Origin of the sequence: Paenibacillus sp. FSL H3-0333 (assembly GCF_038002805.1) — a bacterium.
GTDB classification, from domain to species: domain Bacteria; phylum Bacillota; class Bacilli; order Paenibacillales; family Paenibacillaceae; genus Paenibacillus_AQ; species Paenibacillus_AQ silagei.
The window spans coordinates 664684-689047 of the sequence record NZ_JBBODG010000001.1; the positions used below are offsets into that span (position 1 = coordinate 664684).

Consider the following 24364-nt stretch of genomic DNA (forward strand, 5'->3'; position numbering starts at 1 on the left):
TGGGTGCAGGAGGTGTGTTCCATGAGTGCATACTTGAAGGAAACGGAATTGCTGAACTATGCTCACCCGTTGATCCAGCAAATTGTTCACAGCCGCCGGTGGGATTCGATGTCCAGGAAGGAACAGATTCTCGGCATCTATAACTACGTTCGTGACGAAATCCGATTCGGCTACAACCGGGCGGACGATATTCCGGCCTCGGAAGTCTTGCAGGATGGCTACGGCCAGTGTAATACAAAGGGTGTTCTGTTTATGGCATTGCTTAGGGCTGTGGGCGTGCCTTGCCGTATGCATGGATTCGCGATTGATAAGAAGCTGCAAAAGGGGGCCATGAAAGGGTGGTATTACCAGTTGTCCCCCCGGGAGATCGTTCATAGCTGGGTTGAAGTGCTATATGAGGATAAGTGGTTGAATATTGAGGGATTCATACTGGACGTTCCTTATTTGACCAAGCTTCAGCAAAAATTCGAACAGTGTACGGGTTCATTTTGCGGGTATGGCGTTGCAACCGATAATTTTCAAAAGCCGGAGATCTATTGGAACGAAAATGATACTTACGTGCAAAAAGAAGGAATCGTTCAGGATTTCGGGATTTACGACAGCCCCGATGCCTTCTTCACGGCTCATCCGCAAGGGCTCAGCCCGTTCAAGAAAATAATCTATAGCAGGGTGGTTCGGCATCTGATGAACCGGAACGTCGATCACATTAGGCGGGGGTAAGATAAGCTAACGGTTTTAAGGACCATCCTCAATACCTGACGCCTTAGCCCCGCGCCATCGTATTTGCGATCAAAGGTTAGAAGGCCCCCTCTTTTTTCTTAACCTGCATGCGCCACAGCCCGGACCTCTACCCACTGTTCCGGAAATGCCAGGTAAGTCACACCGATCGGAGCGGTGACGTACAAGGTTCTCAGCGTGCAGCTTAAGGAATTGGAGGCTGACGGGTTTTTATTTTGAACTATGAACCTTGGTTTATAGCAAACATAAATTAATGGTTGATTTAGAAGGGGTGGTTACCTATTTGCAGGATGTGAGAATGCTGCTCACTTTAGGTTTAACGATCCAGGACTTAGTGGTAAAGGAGAAAATCAAAGAAATGTATGCCCGATAAAAGCATAGTAAAAAGAGCCGCCACTTTGATATTAGTGCAGGCTCTTTTACAGCTACTATTTAAATATTCTCTTTTCAAGAAAAATGCTGGGCGATATTAGTTAAATACTCTTCTTCATCCGTATTTTCTTTCATCTGAATGAGCATCTTTGCATCATCTCCGACGATGTACCGGAATTGACTTGTACCGTCTGTGGCCGCTTGGTATATGGTTTCGGCAACCATTTCTGGAGGCGAGGCGTAGGACGTTTGTTTTTCCATCTCACCCAATTTAGCCCGAAACGCAGCAGTAAATAGCTTGTAGTCTGTTAAATCATCATTATAAAAGAATTCCATGGATCTTCCACCAAAGTCCGTATGAATAGCACCGGGTTCAATCAACTTTACTTTGATGTTTTGTGATGCTAATTCATAAGATACGGACTCAGAAAACCCCTCTACTGCAAACTTGGACGAATGATACAGAGACATCGTAGGGAAGGTCACTTTCCCACCCATCGAAGAGATGTTGATCAGCATCCCTTTTTGATTAGATCGGAAATGTGGCAGCATGGCTTTAGTCATACGGATCAGACCGAAAACGTTCACTTCAAACTGTCTTCTAATCTGCTCCTCCGTAGCGGCTTCTATTAGACCCATTGTTCCATATCCAGCATTGTTGAGAAGAACATCAATAGTACCGAACCGCTCAATCGCTTTTGCTAACGCAGTTTGGATAGTAGGTTCTTTTTCAACATCAAGCTTTAGCACTAACACATTATCCAGTGTAATAAACTCAGTTTCTTGTTCAGGTGAACGCATCGTGGCCACTACGTTCCATCCTCTTTCAGCAAAATGCTTTGCTGTAGCTCTTCCAATGCCTGATGAAGCTCCCGTGATAAAAATTGTATTCATAACCATTCCTCCTATAAGTTCTGCTCTTGCACTAACTTCTCCAGGCTTACCAATCCTTCAGCAATGGTTGTAAGTTTAGCCTTGTATTCTTCTATCCCGATTTGGATGCAGATGATCTGTGCTGGATGCATTTCATCTTTATAAAGCGAATATTGCTCAAGTAATTGATCTAATTTGGTGTTTGATGCCTCTTGGGCTTGCTTCAACCACACAATCACCTTGTCATATCCGACGAATTCACCAAAATACAGCCTCATCATAAAATCAGATTTCCTGATGCTGTCTCCTTCTAGCGGGCCTAGTAAATAGGCGTTAAAACATTCTCTGCCTTTAGGCGTTATAGTTAGAAGATTCTTATTAGGCTTACCGTCCTGGAGCACATTTTCCTTAGTGATTAACCCCTCCTTTTCCATTCGGGCAAGAGTGGGATAGATCGTTCCATAACTGGAACTATAGAAATTAGAGAATACATTTTCTAATGACTGTTTTATTTGGTACCCAGTCGACGCTTCTTTCATAAGTATGCCTAAAATAACATCCTGACTGTTCAAAATTTGGCCTCCTTATAGGGTAGGGAAATTTGTATATCACGACCACAATATATCACTTCGATATATATCAAGTCAATATATATTCATTAGATATATAAATACAACCTCCACGATTAATAAGCATTCTTCCGCGTTGGTGTGAATACCCTAATGAATGGTGCGAAAGTCTGTAATCATTAGGTCGGGAGAAAGGGGCATCAGGGATGAGTCAGGGGAAGAAAAGGATTACGGCGAAGATAAGAGGGTATTTGATGATGATAGCTATCATCGTTTCGGTAATGACATTAGGAGCTCCTGCAATTGCCGGAGGCGATCAAGGGGGTAGCCCCAACCAACTAGTCGTGACCTATGAGACGAACGGAGGCTCGGCGATTAGCCCACAGCTTGTGTCGGCATCCGGAGGTAAAGTGGTGTTTCAATATACTCCGGTGAAGGAGTGCTACAGCTTCGAAGGCTGGTACTACGATAGCGCGCTGACGCAAGCCTATAAGGAGTCAGATCTAATTACTAGAGACCTAACGCTGTATGCAAAATGGGTCGCCCAGGGAGCCAACATGTTGTGCGCGGCTACATTGACCTCGGCGATCGGCACGGTGAGTGCCGGCGGGACAGCGAATGAGACGATCACTGTCGGAAATGGCATGAATCTAGCTGCGTTGAAGGCTGCGATCACGCCAGCGGCGAATGCAACGTTCGAGATTTACAATGCAGACGGAATAACGAAAGCAACGACACTGGAGACGGGCATGAAGGTCATCGTAACCTCGAAATCTGGAGCGAATAAGGTTACGTACACGATAATAGTGAGTTCTCCGAATTTAGCATTGAATAGACCCGCGACAGTGGACAGTACGTGCAACCCTTCGCAGACTGCGGCCAAAGCTGTGGAAGGCAGCGTCATTAATGATAGCAAGTGGTGCTCCAAGTCCAGCAACCGTTGGCTGCAGATTGATCTTGGCTCCGTGATGCAAGTGAACCAATTCATCATCAAGCACGCGGCAGAAGGCGGAGAGACGCCTTCATATAACACGAAAGCGTATAATATTCAGGTCAGTAATGATGGGACCAACTGGAACACGGTGGTTAACGTAACCAACAATACGAAAGGTACTACGGTAGACAATATAACAGTAGTATCGGCAAGATATATCAAGTTGAATGTTACAACACCTACGCAAACCACAAACCCTGCGGCGAGAATCTATGAGTTTGAGGTATATGGACCTCCAAATGTGGCATTAAATAAACCGGCGACGGTTGACAGCACATGCAATGTCTCGCAGACTGCAGCCAAAGCCGTGGAAGGCAGCGTCATCAATGACAGCAAATGGTGCTCCAAGTCCGGCAACCGCTGGCTGCAGCTTGATCTCGGCTCCGTGCAGCAAGTGAACCGGTTTGTTATCAAGCACGCAGCGGAGGGCGGAGAGACTCCCTCTTATAACACGAAGGCTTACAATATCCAGGTCAGCACGGACGGTACGAACTGGAGCACGGTGGTCAACGTAACCAACAATAGGCTCGGTATTACGGCAGACAATATAACAGCAGTATCGGCCCGATATATTAAGCTTAACGTAACGGTACCTACACAAACCACGAATGCTGCGGCAAGAATCTATGAGTTTGAGGTATATCATATAGATATGTAACCCTTGGAGTCAAACCGTACTTTGTGCTTAGATACATTACGGTGAACAACGCGTGAGAATGGCATCTAAATTGGGTTCCTCAATGTTCTTTGGGGCGCGAGATACGTTCCATTAGCATAGCTGCCCTGTGCCGGGGAAGAAAACGGCCCATCTGAGCGGCCAAGTGATTATTTCTCCCGTCGACGATATAACTGCTGCCTTTGTCGATCCCGCGAAATCCGGCTTGAACGACATTCTCTGGAGTGGACAATGTGCTACCCGCCGCCATGTCCCTGCTGCCGACAGCATCGAAAAAGCCTGTATCCGTCGCACCTGGGCAAAGGGTAAGGACGCGCACCCCGCGTCCACGGGTTTCGGCCCACAACGCTTCGGAGAAAGATAACACGAAAGCCTTGGTTGCACCGTAGACAGCCGAATAGGCGCAAGGTGCAAATGCGGCCATTGAAGCCACGTTGACGACGACTCCGTCCTTGCGTTCCAGCATGCCGGGCAGAAAATGATGCGTCAGGTCGACAAGAGCCGCAGTGTTCAGCATAATTTCCGCTTGCTCGCGCTCTGGATCGATCTCCTCAAAGCGGCCATGCGTGCCAATGCCTGCGTTATTAATTAGAATATCTACCGTTAGGCCGAGCGCTACAATGGATTCGGCCAGCTGGCGCGGGGCACCTGCTTTGGACAAATCGCAGGGCAGGGCATAGGCCTGCACCCCGTGCTTACGTTGAATTTCGCCGGCCAATGCTTGCAGCTTCTTGGCTGAGCGTGCAGCTAGTACGACATGGCAGCCTCGTGCCGCCAGCGCCCCGGCATACACTTCGCCAATTCCGGATGAAGCCCCGGTGACCACTGCCAGCTTGCCCTGATATGAATATGTATTCATGACACAGCCCCCTCGTCTTGATATGGTTATGATCATACCAACGATAGAAGGGGCTAACCACTGTGCCTCTTTACTATTAACGGAACTAACAGGCTAAGATTACGGCCGCCCTTCGGCGTCTTGCTTCAGCAGGTCCGCTAGCCGCTCTTCCGTTCCCGAACCGGGTGTAGGAACGAAGAAGCACCATTGCAGTCCCGGATTATTGTCGAGGGCCGCGCAATGGATCGTGAACGACAATTCCTGTCCGCCTGGAAGGAGATAATGGACCGGGGCAGAGCTTTTTTGCCGGATCTCATGCCACTCCCACAACCGTATGAAGTCTTCGCTATTCTGTCTAAGACGCTCATATCGTTCCATGTATAGGGGATTGTTTTTGTTGCTGTCGAAGCCTGCCCGGATTAACGCCGTCATGAAACGGGCAAATTCTTCCCAGTTGTCAAGCCTCTTGGGGTACTCCGGATCCAGAAACACCAGCGTCACCAAGTTTCGTTCGCTTTCAGGCAATCGGCTGAAGTCCGCGACAACGAGCTCCGCTCCCCGATTCCAGACGATCATATCGGCAAACTCATTGGCAATGAAAGAAGGATAACGCATTTGATCCACAAGGTTTTGCAAAAATCCGGTATCGGGTTGTTCTGAACTCCGGGTCATGCTGAAGCTGATTGGATCAGGTGCGGCCAGGTCGAATAAGTGCTTCCGCTCGTCTGCATCCAGTTGCAGCGCTTGGCTGATGTTGGACAAGATTTCCGGGGAAGGATTCCTCTCCCTGCCCTGTTCTAGCCAGGTATAATAAGTTACGCTGACATTGGCCAGATAGGCGACTTCTTCCCTTCGAAGTCCCGGAGTACGTCTTCGGCCAGGCAAGGGCTTGATTCCCGCATGTTCAGGCTGAAGCCGATGTCTGCGCGATTTGATGAATTCCCCCAGTGCGGATGAAAAATCATGGTTCTCCATACAGGCGCTGCCTCCTCTAGCGTTCCATCTTTACTGTGATATACATAGAGTATACCCGCTCAAGTAAGGTCAATTATATGGAAAGTTTCATCCATAAACAACGGGTGTAGCTACTCTTTTACCATCCGAGAAAGTGGGCAATACAAAAGTTCATAAAATTAATTTCGAGATGGGGAAAGTCCCTGAAGGTATAACAAAAATAGCTGTAACTCTGACAGAGGATAATAGCACGGGATTTTCGAATGTAAAGAATTTAACGCAATGAAAGAGTGCAAAAGGAGGGGAAGTCATGCAAGATCAAAAAGAAATGCTTGAGATCAACAAAGCAGGATGGGATGAAGTAGCTGATCAATATTTTGGAAGGATGAATTGCATCTTCTAGTTCAGGACAACAGATTGACCGGGAACATACAACAAATGTCTATGGAAAACATAGATGACTTGCCCAGTGAATATTTTGATATCACTATCTAAACATCTACAAAAGACTAAAAAACGGCGGGGTTGAAGAGTCACGAGTTATCATCCAAAAGTGAAAGATACCCCTTTTTAGGTATGTATGTGTGGACTGGAATGTAATAAAATGTCGAAGTAAGCAATGAGTAACTGAAAATGAAGAGGGAAGGAGTGACATATATGTTTCCACCAAGAAGCGGATTTAATGACAAAGGCGGCAGGGGACCGCTACAAATTGTAGTGAACCTACTTGTGAACAGCGAGCAAGTGAGAACAGCGCCTGCGAAATAAGCATTCGGTACGGGAAGAGCTGCACCTAAGTCTTTGGACTTTCGGGCAGCTTTTTCTTGTGGGACAACATTCATCCTTTAAATAAAAAAAGAACAGATCTATATATTGCAAGGAGTTGGAATGAATCAGATGAGCTATTACTTTCAAGTCTGCAGTTCAGAGAGCTACCAGGATAAATACATGATATTTCTATTGGAACATTACAATGAACTAAATCTGCCTTATCCTTTTTCAATCTCGCTGAGTTTTCTGGCAAGCTCTGTTCTAATGCAAAAAGAAGCTATCTTGTGCTTCAATGATGAGGATGAAGTTGTCGGGGCGATTGGTTACATTTGCGGAACTGCGGAGAACCAGTACAAGGATACGCATGTGGCACAAATCCAGATTGTTTTCTTTGTTGAAACGTATCGCCGAAGCCGGCTGTTCCTAGAGAGTTTGCAATTTCTGGTGCAATATATATCACAATTACCTGAGGCTATTGTTGAGCTCCGTTTTTGGGTCCCGGTCCATCTCCGGCTGCAAAGACTTCTAGCCAAGCTTGCAGAGAAAACAGCGACATGGGATACACAGCAAGGTGGGATTGATGAATATCATGCCGATTTCAAGGAATGGCAAGCATACATAATGAAGTTTAGAAATGAAGCCTATTTCACTTCATAGTGCTTGCTCTGTTGTAATCCTCGAGATAGGTAAGCCCATATGAACGATTAGGAGGTGGGGCGGTTTATGCTTGCCCATTACCGGAATTTCCAAAATGATGAAGATTATGCGCAGTTTACTTTATATTTTATCCGAAACCGAAAAGATTTTAACCGCCAATTCTCACTTGCGGATGCACTTGTACATGTGTTGGAATCCATCCCCAACTCCCGCATTATATTAATAACGGACAAGATGGGGGCAATGATAGGTTGGGGGCATTATCGCTATCTCAATACTGAGAATGAATTTGATCCCAAAGGTGAAATTGTTTTTGTTAATTCTGTCATTGTCCACCCCTCCTATCGCAGCAGTCGCGTATTTATTCAGGGGTTCCGCTATTTGGTACAACAAATTGTCACAGAGAATTGTGGCGTTAACTATCTACAATTTGGCGCTCAGATCGACAACATTTATCTAAATCGACTGTACGCGAAGTTTTCCCGCGTTATTGGGCAAAGAGAAGGCTACCATGGAATTGAAAATGTCTACTCCTCGGATTTCGGACAGCTACTTCAGTATCTGAAGCTCAGTTGAGGCATTTCCCTATCGGGCAGCTTTGTCCTGAACAAATAAATATTACAGATAACTAGACACGCAGCTGTCAGGTTCTGTTGGTTATACTAGTCTTGTATTGACACCGTTTAACAAAATTACAAAGGAGTTGATCATATGGAGCCTAATCTTAATCTGCTTCCGCAAGTAATACTAGATTTTATAGCCGCTACCAATAAACCCGATCCGGATGCTTATGTCGGCTGCTTTTCGGAAGATGCACTTGTTCTCGATGAAGGTAAAGAGTGGGCAGGCAAAGCTGCTATCAAACAATGGAGTGCCGAATATCATTTTGGAGCTAACATAACACTTGAACCCATACAGAATAAACAGCAAGGGGAAGAAAACGTAGTAGTTTTCAAGGTTGATGGGGATTTCGACAAAACCGGCCTCCCGGACCCTCTCTATTTGGATTTTTATTTTCAGATTCGCAACGATAAGATTAAGCAGCTTGCGATCCGGCTGTCTAAAGGATTGGAATAAGTAGACAAAGGCTAATCAGATAAGGAACGTGAGGAACCCAAAGATGATACTAAATCATGTGTTATTGAAGCTGAAGGACCGGAGACCGGAGCATATCGAGCAAGCTCAAACCGTTCTACTAGGCTTGAGAGGGAAAATAAACGTTCTTCTCGATGTTCAGGCTGAAGCTAATGTTCGCCCTGGTCCTTCAGCATACGATTTGATCCTGATCACCAAGTTTGCTTCCTTAGAAGACATGGATGAATACCTTATCCACCCGGCTCATCAGGAAGTCGCCAGGTGGATGGGTACGGTTCTGGAAACACAGGCGTCTGTCTGCTGCTCAATCTAATAGAAGTTAGCTACCAATGTTTCTTCAGTCACATAACTGCGAAATATTAACAGCGCCATGTTCTTCATTAGTGAAGAGTATGGTGCTGTTTTCATTTACGTAAGGTCTTAAAAGAGTTTCATGGTTATCGATCACAGTGATTTCGAATGTTCACAGATTGTATTATTACCTGCGGTGATCCCCTCTCTTTTAAGATGGTTATCGCCAGCATCACACATTTCTTTTAATAATGGAAGGAATGTCCGGCCATAGTCTGATATTGAGTATTCTACTCTAATGGGAACCTCGTCTGCATATACCGCGCGATGCACTAATCCATCCTGCTGCATTTGCTTTAATTGTTCGTTTAAAACTTTATGTGAGACGCCTTCACAAATCTTGAGTAAGTCTTTTGTACGCTTTTGCTCATATCCTAATTGATACAGAATAATGCTTTTCCATTTACCACTAATGATATTTTGTACCACATCAAATCCTGTATTTATTGTATTCATGAGATCCTCCTTACTTTGAAGTAACCTAGTGACTATAAAGTGCAGTATTTTCAATTGTATACGCTCCAGATAATATGATTATAACAAATCTAAGATATGGGAGGCGTTAAAATGAGTCTGCAAGATATTATTTTACAAAGGAAATCAGTCAGACATTATGATCCAAACTATGCGATTGAAAGAAAGGAAATACTTGATTCGATTGAACTGGCTGCCAAATCACCCAACGGAAATAACATTCAGAGTACACGTTATTTACTCATTGAAGATAAGGAGTTGCGCGCCAAAGTTAAACCAATTGCATATAACCAAGAGCAGGTTGAAACCTCCAGCTATTTGATTTTGATCTTGGGGGATTACCGTGCTTTTCATACTGAGAATATCCATGCTATTCAAGACAAGGCTTTGGAGAAAGGTTATTTCACCCAAGAGACTAAAACGTATTTAACAAATGCAGCCATTGGTTATTATCGAAACATGTCTAATCAAGATTTTTTAAAAGAGCTGGTCCGCGATGGCAGTCTGGCTGCAATGGCCTTAGTCCTTATTTTGAACGAAAAAGGGTACCAGACCATCACTATGTCAGGTTATGATAAAGCTGCTCTTTTTAAAGTGCTCAATATTCCCCAGCACTATGAAGACATTATGTTATTAAGTGTGGGCAGAGGGATTCACGAGGGTCATTCCACTGTAAGACATGATATTGAGGATATAACGTTTATAGATAGGGTACCTTCGTTGCTACTTGGCAATGATGGGAACCCATAATTCCTGCTCTATTTTGGCTCCTGGAGCCAAAAAATTCTCTATACAAGGGAGATTGGCAAGCTCGTATCCAGATGTAGGAAGCCATTCTGTATATAAGCGCTGCCAAGCATTAACGTTATCGTTGGGGAAAACAGCAAATACAGAGGGAGGAAGAATGAGTTCTTCCATATCGTTCGGTATATTTCCGTCATATCTACACCCCATGAGTAAATCAAAGGTATCCTCTTTAATTGCCGCGTCTTTACCAAAGATACCAAGTAACCCTTCAAGTTGGCACTTTGGATTTTCCCAGGACATGTCTATCAGCTTTTGAAGAAATCCACTTGATTGTGCTGTGGCCCACAATTGTGGAACTGTATTAAAAGCATCTTCAGTTTTTACCGTTTCCCTTTTAACTGCAAAACGGAGGTTACAATCAATATTTTCAATTCGATACTCCATCTCAGTGACTCCTTTTATGGTAATCTGAAAGGACATGCGAGGATATGCTTTCAACTGAACGTTGCTTTCACGAACGGATGCAGGTGTAACGCCATGAAGTTGGCGAAAGGCTCTCGTAAAAGCATCAGGGGAACTATATCCGTATTTCATAGAAATATCAGTAATCTTTGTACTATGTTTCTGTATTTCAAAAGCCGCCTTAGTAAGCCTTCTACGACGAACATATTCAGCTAGGGTAACATTGGCTAAAGATGAGAACATTCGCGAAAAATGGAACTCGGAGCAGCAAGCAACTTTTGCAACATAAGAATAGTCAATTTCGTTATCAAGATTACTTTCTAAATAATCAATTGCGCTGTTAAATCTGTTTAACCAATCCATATACTCACCTGCCTTTCACTAATTACTATACAGCAGCTATCATTGAAATACCCTGCAATGCTTGCCTAAGTATGCAGGAATATGCTATGTATTTTGAAACGATATTGATTGAGCCATAGAGGTGGAAATTATGAGTTTTGGAGAAAAAGATGCAGTACCCATTGAATTCCTTGAGTTGGTTGGAGATGACGAGGCTTCATTGATTTGGGTGAATACAGCGAAGACTTATTATATTCAGGGTGAAAGTGGAGTAAATAAATATTTGAAAATCCAGGAAGCAGGCCATGCTGAATCTTTAGAAAGACAAGCCCAAAGGTTATTGTGGTTATACAATAAGTTACCTGTTCCGGAGGTTATTGATTTCGGTGTGATCGGGAATTATGAGTTTTTATTAACACTTGAATTGCCAGGTGTTGAAGCTTCCAACAAGCAATATTCTTCAAATACAGAAGAAATGATCTCTTTATTGGCACAAGGTCTTCAGAGAATTCATGAAGTTTCAATTGAAGATTGTCCTTTTGATCATTCATTTGAACAGCTGATGAGCACTATTCAGTACAAGTTGAGTAGAGGGATTAAGTTTGATTCAACGGAGCTGCACAGAAGATTTGGTGAGGACAATGTTGAAAAGTTGCTGCTTGAAGTCAACGGTTATTCTCGGGAATTCAAAGAAGATCTAGTATTCACACATGGTGACTACAGTCTGCCAAACATCATTATTGCTGATGATTCTTTAAGTGGATTTATTGATCTGGGGAATTGCGGGATTGCGGACCGTTATTACGATTTGGCAGTAGCTGAGAAGAGCATTATCAGAAACTTCGGCGAGCAATGGGTCAAGTTATTTTTTTCATCCTATGGTGTATCAGAGATTGATTATGCAAAAATAAGATTCTACCAAGTTGTAGATCATTTGGTTTGGGCCTGATCATTAAGTGAACACAAGGAGGATACGGGGATGAGAATGCCAAGCGACAGCGAGCTGACATTGCTATTCGAAGGAGATGAGCAACAGCTGCAGCAATTTACTTTTGCGTACAGCGTCATTGTAGATTGGGGAGAAGAGGACGAGGAGATCATCCGGTTGTTCGGTAAACGGCTTCCAGATGAAACGGTTGAGGTGACATCAACGGACAAAGGACTGGACGTTACCTACAATGGACAACTGCACTCGATTGCGCTTACCTTTACCGGACAAGACCGCTACATCACGATTCGCGGTTTTCAGGAGGTGATCCGGGACAAATACGAAATCCGGCTGTTTGAGGCCTCGTATCTTTCCGATACGCACGAATTTTTGATTTTACCGAAGCAGAAGTGGGAGGAACTGGATGACCGTTATCCGGTGCGGGTTAGGGAGATATTCCGTATCATCGATGATGAGTTGGATTTTCCGTAACTGGGAGATCTGCATTTTAGAAAGATTGATATTTCTGACGAAATCTTCGTGATTGATGTAAATGGCTACATTGGCAACAGCACAAGAAATGAGATTGAGTATGCTGGAAAAACGGGTAAGGCCATCCGCTACTACTCTGATGAAGAGATTCCGCAAATACTAAAACGCTACTGACATTACTCTGCCAGTAGCGTTGTTTAGTTGAACCCTCTCTCTTTTTCTTAACCAACATGCGCCACAGCCCGTACCTCTACCCACTGTTCCGGGAATGCCAGGTAAGTCACCCCGATCATGCTCCCCGCCGGCCGATGCTCTCCGACATACTTTTTGAACAGTCCGATCGCGGTTTCCCCGTGCTCCTGTGCATTCGTCAGATACAGCTCCACGTAAGCCAGATTATCCTTGGTCGCTCCGAACTCTTGTAACACGGTATCCAAATTCTTCAGCGTCTGTGTCATCTGTGCCTGAATATCGCCTGCCCCAACGAAGTTGCCCTCCGCATCATGGGAGAACTGTCCCGAGATATACAGCGTGTTGTCGACAAGGTACCCCTGCGAAATCCCGTGATCCCAGAGGGTATGGTTGTACGTTCGAATGGTTGTCATTGCTCTAGCCCCTTTACTTCAAAGTAAAGCTATTATAGACTGAGCAAAAATAAAGGGATAGTACGCACAAAGAAGTGGGCTACTATCCGAAAGGATAGCGTGAACATGGGCATTTCAGATTTGAAGGGCAAGGAGACGGTAATCCAAGACACACCATTCGGTTATACGATGTCGGTGATCGGCGGGAAGTGGAAGATGGCGATTCTGTATCTGCTGTCCGCCAAACCCTCGATTCGATTCAATGAAATGCAGAGACAGCTCGGAGCGGTGACATACAAGGTTCTCAGCGCGCAGCTTAAGGAATTGGAGGCTGACGGGCTGGTGAAGCGCGTGGAGTATCCGCAGATTCCGCCCAAAGTGGAGTATTCGCTGACACCGAAAGGGCAGACCCTGCTGCCTGTGTTGGAGCAGCTGTGCGAGTGGGGAGCACAGAATCGGTGAGGTTCATACATTCACATTAGCGCCAAAAGGTAATTTCCTCGCTACCCAGGCGCACGGACTCATGGCCCTCATCTTTGGCCTTGCCGATGGATAGGATCATGACCGGAACATACCTGTGGTCATCCAGATCAAAGGCGCTAACGATCTGATCGCGTTCAAAGCCCGCCATCGGATTAGTGTCATACCCATGGGCACGGGCGACCAGCATCAGTTGCATCGCGAATAAACTTGCATCGATTTTGGCAATTTCGATCTTCAATTCTCTAGGGATTTGCGGGTACATGCCCAGAATTTGCGTGACCTGCTTGTCGCGTATGTCTTTGGGCATCTTTCCTTGCTCCACAGCCGTATCATAGATTTTCTCTACATATAAATCGCTCTGCGTATCTCCCAGAATGATGAGCATCGCCGCAGATGTATCATTTTGCCGGGTATTGAACTGGACTAGAGGCCGAAGCTTGTCTTTTCCTTCAGGAGAATGAACCACGATTAAGCGCCAGGGCTGCATATTGGCAGAAGAGGGCGCCAAGCTTGCTTTTTGAATCATCGCGTGCATTTCTTCCTCCGAAATTTTGACGTCCTCATCGTACTGTCGTATGGAACGGCGGCCGGTCAGAATGTTGACAAAATCATTATTTTGAATAGATTCCAGCATAAATGCACTCCTTCTGAGGTAACCCATTATTTTGACAGTATCGCTGTCCCGGGTTATCATATTTTTATTTTGAACTATGAACCTTGGTTTATAGCAAATATAAATTAATGATTTATTTAGAAGGGGCAGAGTATGAAAGCAAATGAAGTCTCCAGGCTGACGAATCTACCCATATCCACCTTGCGATTCTATGAACGCAAACAGTTGATCCCTGAGCAGTTCATATCAAGGGATGAGAATAATTACCGTGTATACGATGAAGGAGTGGTCACCTATTTGCAGGATGTGAGAATGCTACTCACTTTAGGTTTAACGATCCAGGACATAGTTTTACTTATCAATGAGAGCTCGTATATTAAGAAGGAAGCATTGGTAAAAGAGAAAATCAAAGAAATCCAGGAGTTAGAAGCCAAGTTGAATGCATCCCAAAAGTTTTTGGGTGATGTGCTAGAGGGCAGAGCGCATTTTCAGACCGGATGTAAATCGTAATAATAGTTCGTTAGCCATGTTAGGATCTACAGAGGTAGTTATCCGATCACTTCATAATGGAGGTTGTAAAATGGCTTTTCCAACGCATATTGTGTCGGCAGGCGGAATTGTAGAAGATGGGAAGGGAAATATCCTATTAGTAAAAGCCCATGATGATGGCTGGGTGTATCCTGGCGGGATAACTGAAATTGGAGAGAACCTTATCGATGGCGTGATACGTGAAATCAAAGAGGAAAGCGGAATAGACGCTACTGTCAGCCATTTAATCAATGTGATTTCAAATACAGCGGTTCATAAGTGGTATGACGGTGTAACTGATGTTCCAACGAAGGTAATGTTTGATTTTGTGTGCAAAGTTGTGGGTGGAGAGTTAGCCACTTCTGATGAAACCAGTGATTGCAGATGGGTGGCCAAGGAGAACGTTCTGGATTTCATTACCCTGCCCCCCATCCGCTTACGGTATGAAGCTTATTTGAACTTTAACGGCTCTGTAAATTTCATAGAGTACGCCACCACAACAACGTCCGAATGTAGCGTCAAGCTACAAAGAAAGGTTTGAGGGGCTTAAGAGTGAATTTTGACCGGAGATCGGAATGAAATCTATACATCTGCCTAGTCCTTCTTTTGTGGTTGGGAAAACAAAAGGAGGAGGCAGATGTTTTTCCATTTCAGCCGTAGATTATTCCGTCGGTATGCCGTCCGAAGACTGACTTCGCATCGAGAACGATAATATAGCCGGGAGGAGTGCGATGGCAACACCCATTGCGCCAGCCACGCCGATGGACTGTAAGGAAAGACTCTCCACCACAAGACCGCCAATGGCAGCTCCGGCAGCAATCCCCAACTGGATGAAGGAGGTATTCAAGCTCAGAAGAATTCCCGCTGCGCTTGGTGCCAAGCTAATCATATAGACTTGTTGAATGGGACCCGTAGACCAAGCGAAAAACGACCATAACAGCAGCAACGGAAAGACAGCTATGGATGTATGGGCAAAGAGGGTCATAAGGATCAGAATACCCGCGTGGATAATCAAGCTTCCATTCAGCGTACGCGGAATACCTAATTTATCTGCACCAAATCCTCCAGCCTGGGCGCCCAGCAAGCTTGCTATGCCGAATGAAAATAGCGCGATGCTCACCATCCCATTGCTTATGCCCGTAATGTCCAACAGAAATGGTGTAATAAACGTGTAAACGATCGTATAACCGACCATCCAAAAGAAGCTAATCGACAAGGTGAATAATAGCTGAGGCCTTTTCAACAGGGCGAGTTGTTCTTTAAGAGGTACATTGGCTTCTCCCTGTGACTTGGGCAATGCCATTAAAATGACCAGCATGGCGATAAAACTAAGAGCGCCGATTCCATAAAAAATGATTTTCCAGTCGTAGGTGCTGGCAATGACTCTTCCCAGAGGAACGCCTAAAATAAGCGATAGATTAAATCCCATCATGATCGTTGCTATGGCGGTGCCTTGTTTTCCAGGCCCGGCAATTTGAGCAGAAACCGTTAGGGCAACCACGGTAAAGACACCTGTACTAAGCGCTAAGATCACTCTCGCACCAACAAGCATGGGATAGCCCGTCGAGAACACCGTAATTAAATTCCCTATAAAAAACAGCGCCAAAGCAGCCAGCATAAGTGTTCTCCGGCTTAGTTTGGAGGTAGCCGCAATGAGAATCGGAGTACCCACTGCGTAAGATATGGAGTAAACCGAAATGAGTTGGCCGGCCGCAGCAATAGTTACGCCTACATCTTTAGACACCAGATCCAATATCCCGGCTATTACAAATTCCGAGGTTCCCACTAAAAAACTGATAATCGCTAAAATATAAACTTTCCAAGATTTAATCATTTGATTGTTCCCCTTTCAAATTCTTTAGCCTTTCTTGTTGTTATTCTATAATTCTAAAAATATAGAAATGTTACTTAAAAAAATTTACGCCAGTAAATATGGCGCAAACCTCTTTGCCACTTCTTGATCAACGCTGTAGTGAATAAACGAACCGTTCTTTTGCGCCTGGATTAAACCCGATTCCGTCAGTTGCTTGAGATGATGGGATAACGTTGAACCGGCTACATGACCAAGCTGTTCACTGATCGCGGTAACGCATTGATTCTCTTGCTTGATTAGCATTAAGGCTATTTTTAGCCGTGTAGGCTCACCTAGAGCCTTGTATACTTTGACAGCTTGCACCAGATCGTGATCGACATCAGCCATTACAGTCTCCTTTCCACCATCATTTCTATATTTATGGAATTATAGAAATGATACTACCACTTAAAGACTGCGGTGTAAAGTGAAAATGTAGCCGAGTGCATTTATCTTAAATCCTCCACAAAATAACAAATGTTCTTATTGGGATAATACAGAACAACTAATCGGTCAGATTCGTAATTGAAGTCTTGCCACGAGTAAACTCCATTAAAATCTGGCGTTTTATCTTCAGGAACATCTAAACGCAGCAATGTATCCTCAACATATTTTTGAATATCTCTTTCATTATCATCAAGATTATCCCCGGAATATTGTTCAATTATCTTTCTTCCGCCGTATGGCTTTACTATTGTAGACAATTGTTTTTCTTTCGTTCTAAAAATAGTATAACGCACTCCCTCCCCACGAAATCCCCCTTGATTTGTATATTGATCAAGTTCCTTGAATTTGGAAGGCAATTGCAATTGCCAATTACTCTCATATTGCCATCTAGGCGAGTGATTGGTTTTTGCTTCATTCCATAGATATGCCGGAATCGCAACAGCAAGTATAACAACAATAACGACGAATGTATTGATGACTTTCATTTCCATATCCTCCTGAGGCCTTTTCTACATTTGTAGATCATTTTGTACTGTTTTCAATTATTTTCTATTATTGATAATATATTAACACGTACTGTCTGAAGATTTGAAAAATGCATTTCTGCCTCAACTCCCTACGAGCCGTAAGAAAATCAGGAAAAATCGGTGGGGGTTATCATTCAACTTACGGATATGAACCATATCCACACCATTGTGGTGGAGACTCATCCCACACCATCACCTTCCAACAAGGAGTAAAAATTATCGCGGTCTTCATCATCAAATTTGCCAAGCGCCTGTACCCTGACAAATTGATGTCCGCCATACATATCGATCTCCTCACCATTACTATTGTAGAGCGCGATCATATGACCATCCCGATTCCGCTCTATATACCCGTAACAAGCTGCCTCGGGCTCTTCCCCGAAAAAGAGTGAAAATCTGATTTTGTCCACACTATTCATACAGATCTCCCTTCCGTATTTCTCATTGATCTGAAGACTATTTTACGTGACACCGTTTCAAATGGAAAAGGCGATATCACTCTGCATACTCGGGAATCCATTCCTATTTTAATAACATAAGGGGGTCTCCCTCGCTATGCCGCTCATTCTCAAATTATTTCTTGACGGGACGCGATTAGGGGAGTATTATACTGTGCCGGTTAACTCAACGGAGCCCTTAATAGTTTTATATCCCAAGTATTTCCTCCCTGTGTTAATATAATTGAGACAGCACGAGCCATTAAATGGATTGGAGTGGTTAGAGTGAATCAATTTCTGCAAATGGGAGCAAATACAACTTTAAGTGCCGCAAAAGGTAGCATTACGATTAGCCACGAAATCTCTACTCTGGTAGACGTTTCTTTAACAGCCTTCCTCTTAACGGATGCTGATAAGGTGCAAGGAGATAGCGGAATCATCTTTTATAATCAGCCCACAAGTTCCTCAGGTGTAGCCACGCTTTTACCAGCCGAGCAAGCCGGTAATACCAAAGTTTATAAGCTGAATTTCGACATGGATAAGGTCCCTGAAGGTATAACCAAAATAGCTGTAACTCTGACAGAGGATAACAGCACAGGATTCGCGAATGTGAAGAATCTGGAAGCAGAGATATGTACGCAAAATACGATTATTCACTTATCCCCATCCAGTTTCACGAACGAGAATGGAATTGTAGTGCTTGAATTATATCTAAGGAACGGTCAGACCAAGGTAAAATCAATCTGGCGCGGATTTGATTCCGGGCTTGAAGGGTTATGCAAAAACTATGGTGTTGAAGTAGAAGCGGATGAGCCAAGTGAGCATTCTAAACCTCAGATCATTCAAGAGCCTGTATCAAAGGAACCTGGTTCGGCTATGTCCATCAACCTTGAGAAGGTAAAGGGTAAGATCAATCTCGATAAAGGGCAGAAGCCGGTTATCATTGAGAAAACACCAGAAATTACGGCTACGGTATCTTGGGAGACTGGAACGGATTATGACATTTATGCTTTAGTCTATACAAAGGATGGAAAGCAGATTGATGTAGCTATGTTTGGTGCAACGGGAACACCTCCCCTCAAAAATTATGGTAAAGGGACAGTTGAGCATATGGGCGATGTGGGGAGAGGTGAAAAATCAAAGAAGACAGAGGTCATAAAGTTAAGACTAAGAGATGATGTTCTTGCGGTTGTTCCTGTAGTTTATTCAGCGCAATCCAATGGAACCGGTTCATTTTACAGATATAAGGTGTCCATGAGTATAGATAATCATAATGGAACCTCAGTTACGATCTCCGCCAAGAATGCAAATAATAATGATACGATCTATACCTGTGTACCCGGGATACTTCATAATACGCCAAATGGCGTAATTATTAGTCCGCTAGAGCTTTACAGTAGACCAAATTCAGAGTATAGGCCGATTCTTAAGGTAGGGGACTCCAATATGGTAGAAGTGATAATGGATCAAGGACCTTTAAATGATTATAAATAGGTTATTGCGAAAAGCTATGACCAATCATGCTTTTTACATATAACCTGCATTCTTTGCCCTCATGCTATACTCAGTACACTAAAAAGTTGTAAGGAGATGTAGCGATGATACCCTTTCGTAATGATCATGTAGGCAGCTTCCTGCGTCCTGCGAACTTAAGCCAGGCGCGTGAACAATATAAAGCAGGCAACATCACATATGAAGCCTTAAAAGCGGTGGAAGATCAAGAGATTATCCGGATTATTGAGAAGCAGAAGGAGAATGGCGTATTCGCAGTGACGGATGGGGAATTCCGCAGAAGCTGGTGGCATTTTGACTTTCTGGGCGGCCTAGACGGCGTAGAGCTGTATGAGGAGATCGACGGGCCCAAGTTCCATAATATGCAGACCCGTAAGGGTGGCATTCGTGTGGTGGGTAAGGTTGATTTCTCGAGCCATCCCTTTGTGGAGCATTTTGAGTTTTTGCTGAAGCATGCAGGTGACGCCGTAGCGAAGCAAACCATTCCAAGCCCCAACATGCTGATCTACCGGCTGGAGCCTGGGGCCAATAGTTATAACGACCGGGAGCAATTCCTTCAAGATACGATTGTGGCGTATCAAAAAGCCATTCAAGCGTTCTATGATGCCGGATGCCGGTACCTGCAACTGGATGATACAGCATGGGCAGACCTTTTCTCAGCAACGGGTCACGATAAGCTGCGGGCAAAGGGGCTGGAACCGTCGGAAGAGCTCAAGATCATGCAGCGCATGATTAACGAAACCTTGGCTCATAAACCGGCAGATTTAGTGGTGACTATGCATATTTGCCGGGGCAACTATAAATCCAACTACTTCTCAAGCGGCGGTTATGATTATGCTTCTGAGGTCATTTTTGGAGGCTTAGATGTAGATGGCTTATTCCTGGAATTTGATGATGAGCGTTCAGGCAGCTTCGAGCCATTGAAATATGTGAACCGGCCGGATTTGAAAATTGTGCTGGGTCTGCTCACATCCAAAACAGGCGAACTAGAGGATAAAGAGCATATTAAAGCCCGGATTGCCGAAGCAGCAACCTATGTGCCCCTTGAGCAGCTGTGCTTGAGCCCGCAATGCGGATTCTCCTCTACAGAGGAAGGCAATATTCTTACGGAAGAACAACAGTGGCGCAAGCTTCGTTATGTGAAGGAAATTGCCGAAGAAGTGTGGAAGGAAGACCAAGAGACCGTTGTTGCCCAAGCCTTCATTAATGGTCACCATGTACCCTCCCTTTCGCAGTCAGCCAAAGAGAATCCGGCGAACCCGGCTGAAATCGTAGGCTATTTCCCTGTCACTACGAAGGAACAAGCGGTGGAAGCGATTGAAGCGGCGGCAGAAGCTTTTAAAATATGGAAGAAGACCTCGATTGATGAACGTATTACCCGGATGCGTAAGGCAATAGAGAAGATTAGAGCAGCGGAGAATGAAATTGTCCATCTGCTGTCCAGAGAGCATGGCAAGCCCCTATATGATGCCCATGGTGAGATTTATGTCTCGTTAATGTGGATGGAGTTCGCTTGTAATGAAGCTGCATCCGTTCTGCAGGAAGAGGTTCAGGAGCATGACCATGGTAAAACCATCCTGTCCTATGATCCGATGGGTGTGGTGGCAGCGATTAGTCCATGGAACTATCCGATTGCGTTATCTACGATTAAAATTGCTCCTGCCTTACTTGCGGGCAATACGATTGTGCTCAAACCGAGTCCGTTTGCGCCACTGGCGGCGGCGAAGGTGGCAGAGCTGATCGCAGGTGAGTTCCCGGCGGGTGTCATCAATGTCGTTCATGGGGATGCGGATGTGGGCGTTGAGCTGACGAGTAATCCTCTTGTCTCCAAAATCGCCTTCACAGGCGGAACCGCGACCGCCAAGCACATTATAAAAGCGGCTTCAGATACGATTAAGGATATGACGCTGGAGCTGGGCGGTAATGATGCGGCGATCTTCCTGGATAGCTTTGATGTTCAAGATGAGCGGGCCATGCGCCGGATTGTTATTTCTAACTTCCTGACGACCGGCCAGATCTGTATGATTGCCAAGCGTGTATATGTACACCGTTCTATCTATGATGGTTTTGTTGAAAAATATATAGAGGCGGCTAACCGCTGGATTCGCATCGGTGATCCCTTTGATGCCAATACGACAGTAGGTCCGGTGAATAACCTGAAGCAGAAGAATTACGTGCAGGGTCTGATTGAGGGTGCGCGCCAGCGCGGAGCTAAGGTCATTCCGCTCGGCCAAATTCTGGATCAGCAGCGGTTTGAACAAGGGTATTACCTGCAGCCTACGCTTGTTCTGGACTGCGATTACCATGATCCGATTGTGGTGGAGGAGCAGTTCGGTCCTACCGTTCCGATTCTGCCCTTTGACGATGTGGAGCAGGTGATTCATCTGCACAATGAGAGCATCTATGGATTGACGAGCTCGGTGTGGGGGCGGGAAGAGGAGGCCATCTTGGTCGCACGTCAGCTCGAAGCGGGAACGACCATGATCAATACAGCTGCTGTGCAAGGGCTCGATGTCCGGTTCCCGTTCGGTGGCTTCAAGCAGTCCGGTATCGGCCGTGAATACGGCGCAGAGGGCATCCGTACGTATACAGAGCTGCATGTGATCAATGTTCCGAAGACACTGGATCTTCCTTATATCCCAGAGTAGAAAAGAAAAAAATGTAAACACCTTCAAGAGAATAAACTCTGTCGTAAGATAGAGAGATCCTTGGAGGTGTTTTTTGCGTTGGCAACTAGAGTGAGTTACCCGGTAGACCAGCATTACGAACTTTTTGGAGAAACATGATATCATTAAGGAGCGGGACTGCTCAAAGTACGGGTTTAAGGAGATAAAATCATGAAGAAAAAGAAGATTGCCTGTTTACACGCCCACTATTCAAATATCCAGTATATTCAAAACGCTCTTACCTCTGCTGAGTTGGAATTGGTTCATTTTGTGGATCCTGGTTTGATGAGTAGAATTACATCAGATAAAAATTTCGATGAAGGACAAGCCAAAAATAAAGTCATCGAACAAATAGAATGGATATCACAAGCAAATGTTGAGGCTATTCTTATCACATGTACTAATTATATTGCTCTTCTTGAAGAAAACCGGCTTAATACATCTATTCCTATAATAAAAATCGATGAGCCTTTCTTTAGTTCGGTCTGCAGTATTACAGAACCACAAGTTCTATTATTCACTAATCCAGCAACCGTCGAAGGGACAATGAGAAGGCTTAATGAATTTGCTTCTATCCAGGATAAGCCAATTCATATTGAGGCACGTGTCATAGAGAATACATTTGAGCTAATCATGCAAGGTAAAAATGAGCAATACGTTGAAGAATTATCAAAGTACATAAAGGGGATACTTGCATCAGAAAAAAATAAGAAAATTTCTGTTGCACAATTATCTATGGTGGAATCAGCCGTTAAAGTTGAGCAAGAGTTAAATGTAAAAATCTGGAATCCGTTGGATTCACTGATAATACATTTCGAGAGCTTGTTGCTCAACTAACGGGCAATGTGAACATTAGGCAGACAACAATAAACCGACCAAAATCCTTAGTGGACTTTGATCGGTTTATTCCGTATTTTTCCGAAGAAAAATCGAACGAAATATTCTTTATTCCCCAATATATAGTGTAAGACCGAAGGGAGGGGTGATGAATGGAGCATCCAAAAGAATATTCTCAGCTCATTACGCTTACGCTAGCCGGCAGTCGTGAAGCATTTAGTGAGCTATATGAAGCTACGATTAGGGATGTATATCAAACCGTTCATTTCCTCGTTCGCGAAACATCTGAGGTGGATGATATCGTTCAGGAGATTTATATTCAAATGCGCAGATCTCTTGAACATTTTGACATCAGTCGTCCCTTTAGACCCTGGCTTATGGGAATAACAGTGCGACAAATTCATGCCTACCGGAGAAAGAGATGGACGCATCTCCGAATTCTTAAGAAGGCAGAGCAGGTCAATTTGGTGGTGGAGCCTGAATTCACAAGTAAGATTGTCGACAAGATCTCTAACCACTCCTTGCTTGCTAGCGTAGATAGTCTTCCGTATAAGCTGAAGCAGGTGATTATTCTGCATTATTTAAATGAATTATCGCAGGAGGAAAGTGCCGTAATCCTCGGGATTCCTCTAGGTACCGTGAAATCCCGTATTCATGCTGCACTGCGCAAGCTTCGTCAGAAGCCAGAGAATCAGACTCTTTTTAAGGGAAAGGTGGAGGATCTGCATGAATTTCAATGAAAAGCTGCGAACAGTTCTGCAGGAAGAGGCCAGAAATTTAAATGCCCCACCGGAACTGAAGGAGAGAATACTAAATCAGACCGTAACCGGACAAGGGGGAAGACGAATGAAAAAGAAGTGGATCGTAGCAGGCGTTTTGGCAGCTACTTTATTAATTCCTACTGGAGCGTTTGCCGGATATCATTATCTGGCGGATAGTATGTATGGTTCGAAAGAAGCAGCTGCTACGATTGGCCTAAGCCAGCAGAAATATGAGGAGTTTGAGGCCAAGCTTCAGAGGTTGAAGCATAATTTTAGCGAGGAAGAAGCTGCCACGGTTATGTCCTTATTGAAGGAATTAGGCGATTACAATCTGCTGGCGGCAGATTCCAAGGGGAGTTTTCACATAGAACGGCTTAATGCAGAAGAGCAGAAGGCTTACAAGAAATTACTGGTGGAGCTTGAACCGTATTTCAAGAAAATGAACGAAACGGATAAATCCAAGGCAAAGGCATCTGGCACAGATCGTGGCGCTTTCTGGGATAGCTTGCTTGAGAAGGCTGAACAGAGACTCACTAAACAGGAGTATAGGGAGCTTGAACCCATAATAAATGAGTTGAAAAGCTATGATGCCAAGGTAACTGATGCAGACGGAAGTGTTCATATGGATCGGTTGTCGACAGAAGAAATACAAAAGCAAGAGAAGTTATTGGAGGCGCTCACTCCTTACGTTGATAAGATAGACAAAATGATGAAACCGAGCTCTTAACCCTTACTCTCTCAGTATGGTTTAAAAATCAGTCATTATGATCCAAAACTCGCAGGA

General features: G+C 44.4%; 29 protein-coding genes and 2 pseudogenes. 19 read left to right on the forward strand and 12 right to left on the reverse strand.

All coding sequences use genetic code 11. The features are described 5' to 3' along the window. Nucleotides 1-21 precede the first annotated feature (21 nt). Nucleotides 22-720 carry a transglutaminase-like domain-containing protein gene (locus MHH78_RS02980; protein ID WP_341166526.1) on the forward strand — a complete coding sequence of 233 codons (699 nt, stop codon included), beginning with the start codon at nucleotides 22-24 and terminating at the stop codon, nucleotides 718-720. Nucleotides 721-1185: 465 nt separating this feature from the next. Here the strand turns inward: MHH78_RS02980 and MHH78_RS02985 are convergent, their stop codons facing one another. Further along, nucleotides 1186-2004 (reverse strand): SDR family oxidoreductase, encoded by an 819-nt coding sequence (locus tag MHH78_RS02985; RefSeq protein ID WP_341166527.1) that lies wholly within the window; start codon nucleotides 2002-2004, stop codon nucleotides 1186-1188. Between the two features lie 11 nt (nucleotides 2005-2015). Continuing rightward, a complete protein-coding gene (locus tag MHH78_RS02990; protein WP_339221286.1) occupies nucleotides 2016-2555 on the reverse strand; it encodes a PadR family transcriptional regulator in 540 nt (179 codons plus the stop codon). A 251-nt stretch (nucleotides 2556-2806) separates the two neighbouring features. On the opposite strand from MHH78_RS02990, the gene MHH78_RS02995 reads away from it, so the two are divergent. Next, the gene (locus tag MHH78_RS02995) at nucleotides 2807-4204 is read left to right on the forward strand and encodes a discoidin domain-containing protein (RefSeq protein WP_341166528.1); all 1398 of its coding nucleotides are present in this window, start codon (nucleotides 2807-2809) and stop codon (nucleotides 4202-4204) included. Nucleotides 4205-4283: 79 nt separating this feature from the next. On the opposite strand, the gene MHH78_RS03000 is transcribed toward MHH78_RS02995, so the two are convergent. Further along, entirely contained in the window at nucleotides 4284-5081 is a 798-nt protein-coding gene (locus MHH78_RS03000; protein ID WP_341166529.1) for an SDR family NAD(P)-dependent oxidoreductase, read from the reverse strand. A 99-nt stretch (nucleotides 5082-5180) separates the two neighbouring features. Then, the gene (locus MHH78_RS03005) at nucleotides 5181-6035 is read right to left on the reverse strand and encodes a helix-turn-helix transcriptional regulator (protein WP_341166530.1); all 855 of its coding nucleotides are present in this window, start codon (nucleotides 6033-6035) and stop codon (nucleotides 5181-5183) included. Nucleotides 6036-6135: 100 nt separating this feature from the next. On the opposite strand from MHH78_RS03005, the pseudogene MHH78_RS03010 reads away from it, so the two are divergent. The 5 genes and pseudogenes from MHH78_RS03010 to MHH78_RS03030 form a co-directional block, all read left to right on the forward strand. Further along, a pseudogene (locus MHH78_RS03010) lies at nucleotides 6136-6291 on the forward strand (TerD family protein); the annotation flags it as partial. Between the two features lie 611 nt (nucleotides 6292-6902). Further along, a complete protein-coding gene (locus MHH78_RS03015) occupies nucleotides 6903-7442 on the forward strand; it encodes a hypothetical protein (RefSeq protein ID WP_341166531.1) in 540 nt (179 codons plus the stop codon). A 66-nt stretch (nucleotides 7443-7508) separates the two neighbouring features. After that, a complete protein-coding gene (locus MHH78_RS03020; protein WP_341166532.1) occupies nucleotides 7509-8018 on the forward strand; it encodes a GNAT family N-acetyltransferase in 510 nt (169 codons plus the stop codon). Nucleotides 8019-8153: 135 nt separating this feature from the next. Beyond that, on the forward strand, nucleotides 8154-8519 hold the full coding sequence (locus MHH78_RS03025; protein ID WP_036722990.1) for a nuclear transport factor 2 family protein: 366 nt from the start codon (nucleotides 8154-8156) through the stop codon (nucleotides 8517-8519). Between the two features lie 43 nt (nucleotides 8520-8562). Next, nucleotides 8563-8850 (forward strand): Dabb family protein, encoded by a 288-nt coding sequence (locus MHH78_RS03030; protein ID WP_341166533.1) that lies wholly within the window; start codon nucleotides 8563-8565, stop codon nucleotides 8848-8850. A gap of 131 nt (nucleotides 8851-8981) precedes the next feature. Here MHH78_RS03030 and MHH78_RS03035 read toward each other — a convergent pair whose 3' ends face one another. Further along, nucleotides 8982-9344 carry a winged helix-turn-helix transcriptional regulator gene (locus tag MHH78_RS03035; RefSeq protein WP_339252514.1) on the reverse strand — a complete coding sequence of 121 codons (363 nt, stop codon included), beginning with the start codon at nucleotides 9342-9344 and terminating at the stop codon, nucleotides 8982-8984. A gap of 111 nt (nucleotides 9345-9455) precedes the next feature. Here MHH78_RS03035 and MHH78_RS03040 point away from each other — a divergent pair, with 111 nt between their 5' ends. Further along, nucleotides 9456-10112, forward strand: a complete 657-nt coding sequence (locus tag MHH78_RS03040; RefSeq protein ID WP_341166534.1) for a nitroreductase family protein — start codon at nucleotides 9456-9458, stop codon at nucleotides 10110-10112. Here MHH78_RS03040 and MHH78_RS03045 read toward each other — a convergent pair. Beyond that, nucleotides 10086-10934: an AraC family transcriptional regulator gene (locus MHH78_RS03045; RefSeq protein ID WP_341166535.1), complete on the reverse strand. Its 849-nt coding sequence runs from the start codon at nucleotides 10932-10934 to the stop codon at nucleotides 10086-10088. The two genes, MHH78_RS03040 and MHH78_RS03045, sit on opposite strands and share 27 nt — an antisense overlap. Before the next feature lie 130 nt (nucleotides 10935-11064). Here MHH78_RS03045 and MHH78_RS03050 point away from each other — a divergent pair, with 130 nt between their 5' ends. Beyond that, entirely contained in the window at nucleotides 11065-11862 is a 798-nt protein-coding gene (locus tag MHH78_RS03050) for an APH(3') family aminoglycoside O-phosphotransferase (RefSeq protein ID WP_341166536.1), read from the forward strand. Between the two features lie 30 nt (nucleotides 11863-11892). Next, the gene (locus MHH78_RS03055) at nucleotides 11893-12333 is read left to right on the forward strand and encodes a hypothetical protein (RefSeq protein WP_341166537.1); all 441 of its coding nucleotides are present in this window, start codon (nucleotides 11893-11895) and stop codon (nucleotides 12331-12333) included. A gap of 221 nt (nucleotides 12334-12554) precedes the next feature. Here the strand turns inward: MHH78_RS03055 and MHH78_RS03060 are convergent, their stop codons facing one another. Then, a complete protein-coding gene (locus tag MHH78_RS03060) occupies nucleotides 12555-12938 on the reverse strand; it encodes a RidA family protein (RefSeq protein ID WP_341166538.1) in 384 nt (127 codons plus the stop codon). Nucleotides 12939-13043: 105 nt separating this feature from the next. On the opposite strand from MHH78_RS03060, the gene MHH78_RS03065 reads away from it, so the two are divergent. Next, on the forward strand, nucleotides 13044-13379 hold the full coding sequence (locus MHH78_RS03065) for a winged helix-turn-helix transcriptional regulator (RefSeq protein ID WP_076085712.1): 336 nt from the start codon (nucleotides 13044-13046) through the stop codon (nucleotides 13377-13379). 16 nt (nucleotides 13380-13395) lie between these two features. Here the strand turns inward: MHH78_RS03065 and MHH78_RS03070 are convergent, their stop codons facing one another. After that, nucleotides 13396-14034, reverse strand: a complete 639-nt coding sequence (locus tag MHH78_RS03070; RefSeq protein ID WP_076085709.1) for a nitroreductase family protein — start codon at nucleotides 14032-14034, stop codon at nucleotides 13396-13398. A 132-nt stretch (nucleotides 14035-14166) separates the two neighbouring features. Here MHH78_RS03070 and MHH78_RS03075 point away from each other — a divergent pair, with 132 nt between their 5' ends. Next, complete coding sequence (locus MHH78_RS03075; protein ID WP_341166539.1) at nucleotides 14167-14523, forward strand: helix-turn-helix domain-containing protein; 357 nt, start codon at nucleotides 14167-14169, stop codon at nucleotides 14521-14523. Between the two features lie 70 nt (nucleotides 14524-14593). Continuing rightward, the gene (locus MHH78_RS03080; RefSeq protein ID WP_341166540.1) at nucleotides 14594-15082 is read left to right on the forward strand and encodes an NUDIX hydrolase; all 489 of its coding nucleotides are present in this window, start codon (nucleotides 14594-14596) and stop codon (nucleotides 15080-15082) included. Between the two features lie 120 nt (nucleotides 15083-15202). Here the strand turns inward: MHH78_RS03080 and MHH78_RS03085 are convergent, their stop codons facing one another. From MHH78_RS03085 to MHH78_RS03100, 4 genes are all read right to left on the reverse strand, one after another. Further along, nucleotides 15203-16375 carry an MFS transporter gene (locus tag MHH78_RS03085; RefSeq protein ID WP_341166541.1) on the reverse strand — a complete coding sequence of 391 codons (1173 nt, stop codon included), beginning with the start codon at nucleotides 16373-16375 and terminating at the stop codon, nucleotides 15203-15205. Nucleotides 16376-16459: 84 nt separating this feature from the next. After that, nucleotides 16460-16741: an ArsR/SmtB family transcription factor gene (locus tag MHH78_RS03090; RefSeq protein ID WP_341166542.1), complete on the reverse strand. Its 282-nt coding sequence runs from the start codon at nucleotides 16739-16741 to the stop codon at nucleotides 16460-16462. Between the two features lie 101 nt (nucleotides 16742-16842). Further along, nucleotides 16843-17325, reverse strand: a complete 483-nt coding sequence (locus tag MHH78_RS03095; RefSeq protein WP_341166543.1) for a hypothetical protein — start codon at nucleotides 17323-17325, stop codon at nucleotides 16843-16845. A gap of 221 nt (nucleotides 17326-17546) precedes the next feature. Beyond that, the gene (locus MHH78_RS03100) at nucleotides 17547-17786 is read right to left on the reverse strand and encodes a hypothetical protein (RefSeq protein WP_076085696.1); all 240 of its coding nucleotides are present in this window, start codon (nucleotides 17784-17786) and stop codon (nucleotides 17547-17549) included. 303 nt (nucleotides 17787-18089) lie between these two features. On the opposite strand from MHH78_RS03100, the gene MHH78_RS03105 reads away from it, so the two are divergent. The 6 genes and pseudogenes from MHH78_RS03105 (at nucleotide 18090) to MHH78_RS03130 (ending at nucleotide 24307) form a co-directional block, all read left to right on the forward strand. Then, entirely contained in the window at nucleotides 18090-19298 is a 1209-nt protein-coding gene (locus MHH78_RS03105; protein WP_341166544.1) for a TerD family protein, read from the forward strand. A 104-nt stretch (nucleotides 19299-19402) separates the two neighbouring features. Beyond that, a pseudogene (locus tag MHH78_RS03110) lies at nucleotides 19403-20485 on the forward strand (5-methyltetrahydropteroyltriglutamate--homocysteine S-methyltransferase); the annotation flags it as partial. Beyond that, nucleotides 20477-21964 (forward strand): aldehyde dehydrogenase family protein, encoded by a 1488-nt coding sequence (locus tag MHH78_RS03115; protein ID WP_445668083.1) that lies wholly within the window; start codon nucleotides 20477-20479, stop codon nucleotides 21962-21964. The pseudogene MHH78_RS03110 and the gene MHH78_RS03115, both read left to right, overlap by 9 nt. Before the next feature lie 186 nt (nucleotides 21965-22150). Beyond that, nucleotides 22151-22819: a hypothetical protein gene (locus MHH78_RS03120; RefSeq protein ID WP_341170270.1), complete on the forward strand. Its 669-nt coding sequence runs from the start codon at nucleotides 22151-22153 to the stop codon at nucleotides 22817-22819. 152 nt (nucleotides 22820-22971) lie between these two features. Next, nucleotides 22972-23559: a sigma-70 family RNA polymerase sigma factor gene (locus tag MHH78_RS03125; RefSeq protein ID WP_076085687.1), complete on the forward strand. Its 588-nt coding sequence runs from the start codon at nucleotides 22972-22974 to the stop codon at nucleotides 23557-23559. After that, a complete protein-coding gene (locus tag MHH78_RS03130; RefSeq protein WP_341166545.1) occupies nucleotides 23546-24307 on the forward strand; it encodes a DUF3600 domain-containing protein in 762 nt (253 codons plus the stop codon). Before MHH78_RS03125 ends, MHH78_RS03130 begins: the two co-directional genes overlap by 14 nt. The last annotated feature ends 57 nt before the right edge of the window (nucleotides 24308-24364 follow it).